At 69.8% G+C, this 3,854-nt stretch carries 5 protein-coding genes; 3 read left to right on the forward strand and 2 right to left on the reverse strand.

Translation table 11 applies throughout. From position 1 onward, the window contains the following. Positions 1-256: 256 nt before the first annotated feature. A complete protein-coding gene (locus tag EA346_RS00440; protein WP_296754250.1) occupies positions 257-532 on the reverse strand; it encodes an accessory factor UbiK family protein in 276 nt (91 codons plus the stop codon). Positions 533-605: 73 nt separating this feature from the next. Continuing rightward, complete coding sequence (locus EA346_RS00445) at positions 606-1,391, reverse strand: pteridine reductase (protein ID WP_296754252.1); 786 nt, start codon at positions 1,389-1,391, stop codon at positions 606-608. Positions 1,392-1,396: 5 nt separating this feature from the next. Between EA346_RS00445 and EA346_RS00450 the strand changes: the two genes are divergently transcribed. The 3 genes from EA346_RS00450 to tsaD form a co-directional block, all read left to right on the forward strand. Further along, entirely contained in the window at positions 1,397-2,602 is a 1,206-nt protein-coding gene (locus EA346_RS00450; RefSeq protein WP_296754254.1) for an SAM-dependent methyltransferase, read from the forward strand. A 29-nt stretch (positions 2,603-2,631) separates the two neighbouring features. Continuing rightward, positions 2,632-2,808 carry an undecaprenyl-diphosphate phosphatase gene (locus EA346_RS00455; RefSeq protein ID WP_366755756.1) on the forward strand — a complete coding sequence of 59 codons (177 nt, stop codon included), beginning with the start codon at positions 2,632-2,634 and terminating at the stop codon, positions 2,806-2,808. 26 nt (positions 2,809-2,834) lie between these two features. Further along, a partial coding sequence (tsaD, locus tag EA346_RS00460; RefSeq protein ID WP_296754258.1) for a tRNA (adenosine(37)-N6)-threonylcarbamoyltransferase complex transferase subunit TsaD occupies positions 2,835-3,854 on the forward strand: 1,020 nt, incomplete at its 3' end.

The following is a 3,854-nucleotide window of genomic DNA, read 5'->3' on the forward strand; positions in this document are numbered from 1 at the left end:
CAGCGGCGCCAGTTAGCGAGAAAGACACGTCCCAGTCCCGTAGGTCGGGTTAGCGTAGCGTAACCCGACGTGCCGACGTGCCAGGGACGACGCTGCCTTGCGGCCATGGGTGGGTGCGAGACCCGTCGGGTTACGCCCTTCGGGCTAACCCGACCTACGGTTTGCTTCGGGGTGGCGCGCTCCGCGGGCATGACCGTTAGTGTGGGTTCCCGTTGGTCGTGGGATGCCGGACTCGTCTGAAGTCCGTTGTGGTCGATCAGGTGATGTCGGACCCTTCGTGGTCGGGCATCGCCGGCTTGCCTTCCAGCGCCGCGACCCGCGCTTCGAGGTCGCGCAGGCGCGCCCGGGTGCGCTCCAGCACGGCGACCTGGACGTCGAAGTCCTCGCGGGTGACGAGGTCCATGCGGTCGAAGCCCTGGTGCAGGGTCGAGCGGACCTGGCGTTCCACGTCCTTCTGGAAGCTGCGCACGGATTCCGGCAGGCTCTCGGTGATGCGGCGGGCGAGGTCGTCGAAGGTCTTCGGATCGATCATGCGTTTACTCCGCAAGTGAGGATTGTCGCTCAGGATAACGCACCCGGGCCGGCAGATCTCTCACGCCGGGGCCTCACTGCGACGCCGAACGGCCGCCGTCCACGGGCACCACCTGGCCGGTGATATAGGGCGCATCGCGCAGCAGGAACAGCACGGTGCGCGCGATGTCGCTGGGGTGACCCTGGCGCTTCAGCGCGGTGCGCTCGACCATGGCCTCGTGGGTGCCGACGTTGGCCAGGTCCTCCGGCAGCAGGATGGCGCCGGGGGCCACGCCGTTCACGCGCACGTCCGGTCCGAGTTCGCGCGCGAAGGCCTGGGTCAGCGCCCAAAGGCCCGCCTTGGCGGCAGAGTAGAGCGGGTAGCCCTTCAGCGGACGCAGGGCGTGGATGTCGACGATGTTGACCACCGCGCCCCCGGTTTCATGGAGTGCGTGCGCGCAGGCCTGGGTCAGGAACAGCGGCGCCTTCAGGTTCGATCCCATCAGGTCGTGCCAGTGTTCGCCTGTGATCGTTCCCAGCGGTGTGGCGTAGAAGGTCGAGGCGTTGTTGACCAGGTAGTTCAGGTGCCCGTACTCGGCGACGGCGCGTGCGCCGAGGTCCATCGTCGCGCGCTCGTCGAGCAGATCGGCCTGCAGCAGGCGTGCGCTGTCGGGCCGGTCCGCGTTCAATTCCGCCGCGAGGGTGGCGGCGGCCTCCCGGGAACCGCGATAATGCAGAAGCACGTTGATGTCCGCACGGTGCAGCGTTCGCGCGATCTCGGCGCCGATCCTGCGCGCCGCGCCGGTGATCAGCACTACCTCGTGGGGCCGGCTTTCGCTGGCCGCCGCACTCGTTTCCAGCACCTGGGTCTCTCCGGTCATGGCTGATGGTTGATCGTCCAGAATCTAGCACAGCGCCCACGACGCGGCCCGGCCCGGAGCCCGACGCGGAGTCCCTGGCGCTGTCCGCGCGCCTGCACGATCTCGTGCGCGCCGAGATTGCCGAGGGCGGCGGATTCCTGCCATTTCCCCGCTACATGGAGCTGGTCCTGTATGCACCGGGGCTGGGCTATTACGTGAACGGGCTGCGCAAATTCGGTCCGGAGGGCGATTTCGTCACCGCGCCGGAGCTGTCCTCGCTGTTCGGGGCCACCCTCGCGCAGTGGCTCGGGCCGGTGCTGATCGAAGGACGCTGCGAGATCCTGGAGTTCGGGGCCGGCAGCGGACGACTGGCGGCCGACGTGATCACCCGGCTCGACGATCTCGGTGTCCGGCTGGAGCGATACCGGATCCTCGAGGTCAGCCCCGACCTGCGCGCGCGGCAGCAGGCGCTGCTCGCGACGTTGCTGGGTTCGGAGCGCCTGGTCCGGGTGGAGTGGCTGGACGCCCTTCCGGAGGAACCGATCCGTGGCGTGGTGCTGGCCAACGAGGTGCTGGACGCGATGCCGGTGGAGGTCTTCGCCTGGCGGGATGGGCAGGTTCTGCAGTGCGGCGTCAGCGTCGTCGGCGAGGATCTGGGGTTCGCCGAGCGGCCGGCTCCACCGGGGCTGGAACGGGTGGTGCGGGAACTCGAGCAGGCGACCGGTCCGTGGCCCGAAGGCTATGTGTCGGAGTGGCGGCCGGCGCTGGGTCCGTGGCTGCGTTCGGTTGCCGATCTGCTGGAGGAGGGGCTGGTCTGGATCGCCGATTACGGCCATCCGCGCTCCGCGTTCTACTCCCCGGAGCGCAGGACCGGCACGCTGCTGGGGTATTACCGGCAACAGGTCGTGTTCGACCCCTTCGCCTGGCCCGGCCTGATGGACCTGACCGCGAGCGTCGATTTCACCGCGGTGGCCGAGGGCGCGCAGGCGGCCGGGCTCGACGTCCTCGCCTACGCGGCCCAGGGTGAGTTCCTGCTCGGCGCAGGCCTTCCCGCGCTGTTCGAGCAGTCCGTCGCCGGCAACGACGACCCCCGGCTGATCATGCAACTGGGCCAGCAGGTGCGTATGCTCACCCTGCCCGGCGAGATGGGCGAGCGCTTCCAGGTGATGGTGCTGGGGCGCGGCTGTACGCTGCCGCCGGGGACGTTTCCGGATCGCCGCGAACGTCTGTAAGCTCGCCGACGCTTTCGGGGACGGATTGTGTGGATTGGTTGCAGGGCGGGGTGCTGGCGCTGGTCCAGGGGCTGACGGAATTTCTGCCCATCTCCAGCGACGCACAGCGGATCCTGGTGCCGGCATGGACGGCTGTGGCGATGCATGTCGCGACGCTGGTTGCGATATCGCGGCGATCCAATGGGCCGTGTTGTGGTCAGAGATAGCGAGTTTCTGGTGATGGAAGGGAATGATGCGTGTTCTGGGAATCGAGACCTCGTGTGACGAGACCGGCATCGCGATCGTCGATGCCGAGGCAGGGTTGCTGGCGCACCGGCTGTACAGCCAGGTGGACCTGCACGCGGTCTACGGCGGCGTGGTGCCGGAACTGGCCTCGCGGGATCACATCCGGCGCATTCTGCCGCTGTTGCGCGAGGTCCTCGACGAGGCCGGCGTGCGCGGTCCGGAGCTGTCGGCGGTGGCCTATACCGCGGGACCGGGCCTACTCGGCGCGTTGCTGACCGGGGCATCGGTCGCGCGCGCGCTGGCCTATGGCTGGGGCGTGCCGGCGCTGGCGGTGCATCACCTCGAGGGGCACCTGCTGGCGCCGTTGCTCGACGACGGCGCGCTGGAGTTCCCGTTCCTGGTGCTGCTGGTGTCGGGCGGCCACACGCAGCTGATCCACGCGCGCGCGCTCGGGGACTACGAACTGCTGGGCGAGAGCATCGACGATGCCGCCGGCGAGGCCTTCGACAAGACCGCGAAGCTGCTGGGGCTGGGGTACCCGGGCGGCCCGGCGCTGTCCCGGCTGGCCGAGACCGCGGAGGCTGGGGACCTGCGCCTGCCGCGCCCGATGCTGGACCGGCCCGGGCTGGATATGAGCTTCTCCGGGTTGAAGACGGCGGTGCTGACCGTGGTGCAGAAGGGCCGGTACCCGCCGGAAGTCATTGCCCGGGCCTTCGAGGAGGCGGTGACCGATACCCTGGTGGAAAAGACCCGGCGGGCGCTGGAGGCGAGCGGGGCGCCGGTGCTGGTCGTCGCGGGCGGGGTGGCCGCGAACCGCCCCCTGCGCGCCGGTCTGCGGGCGATGGCCGAGGCGCAGGGTGTGCCGGTGTTCTTTCCGCGCCCGGCGTTCTGCACCGACAACGGCGCCATGATCGCGCTGGCCGGGCTCAGGCGCCTGCAGGCCGGCGCGGTCGATCCGGGGCTGGCGATCCGCGCCCGTGCGCGCTGGCCGCTGACGGAGCTGGCGGGAGCCGTCGGGTTACGCCCT

The organism is Thioalkalivibrio sp. (genome assembly GCF_007692535.1).
GTDB lineage: Bacteria > Pseudomonadota > Gammaproteobacteria > Ectothiorhodospirales > Ectothiorhodospiraceae > Thioalkalivibrio.

Coding starts and splice junctions, on each gene's coding strand:
- EA346_RS00445 (WP_296754252.1), bottom strand. CDS start 1,391: ATGACCGGAGAGACCCAGGTGCTGGAAACGAGTGCGGCGGCCAGCGAA.
- EA346_RS00440 (WP_296754250.1), bottom strand. CDS start 532: ATGATCGATCCGAAGACCTTCGACGACCTCGCCCGCCGCATCACCGAG.
- EA346_RS00450 (WP_296754254.1), top strand. CDS start 1,397: ATGGTTGATCGTCCAGAATCTAGCACAGCGCCCACGACGCGGCCCGGC.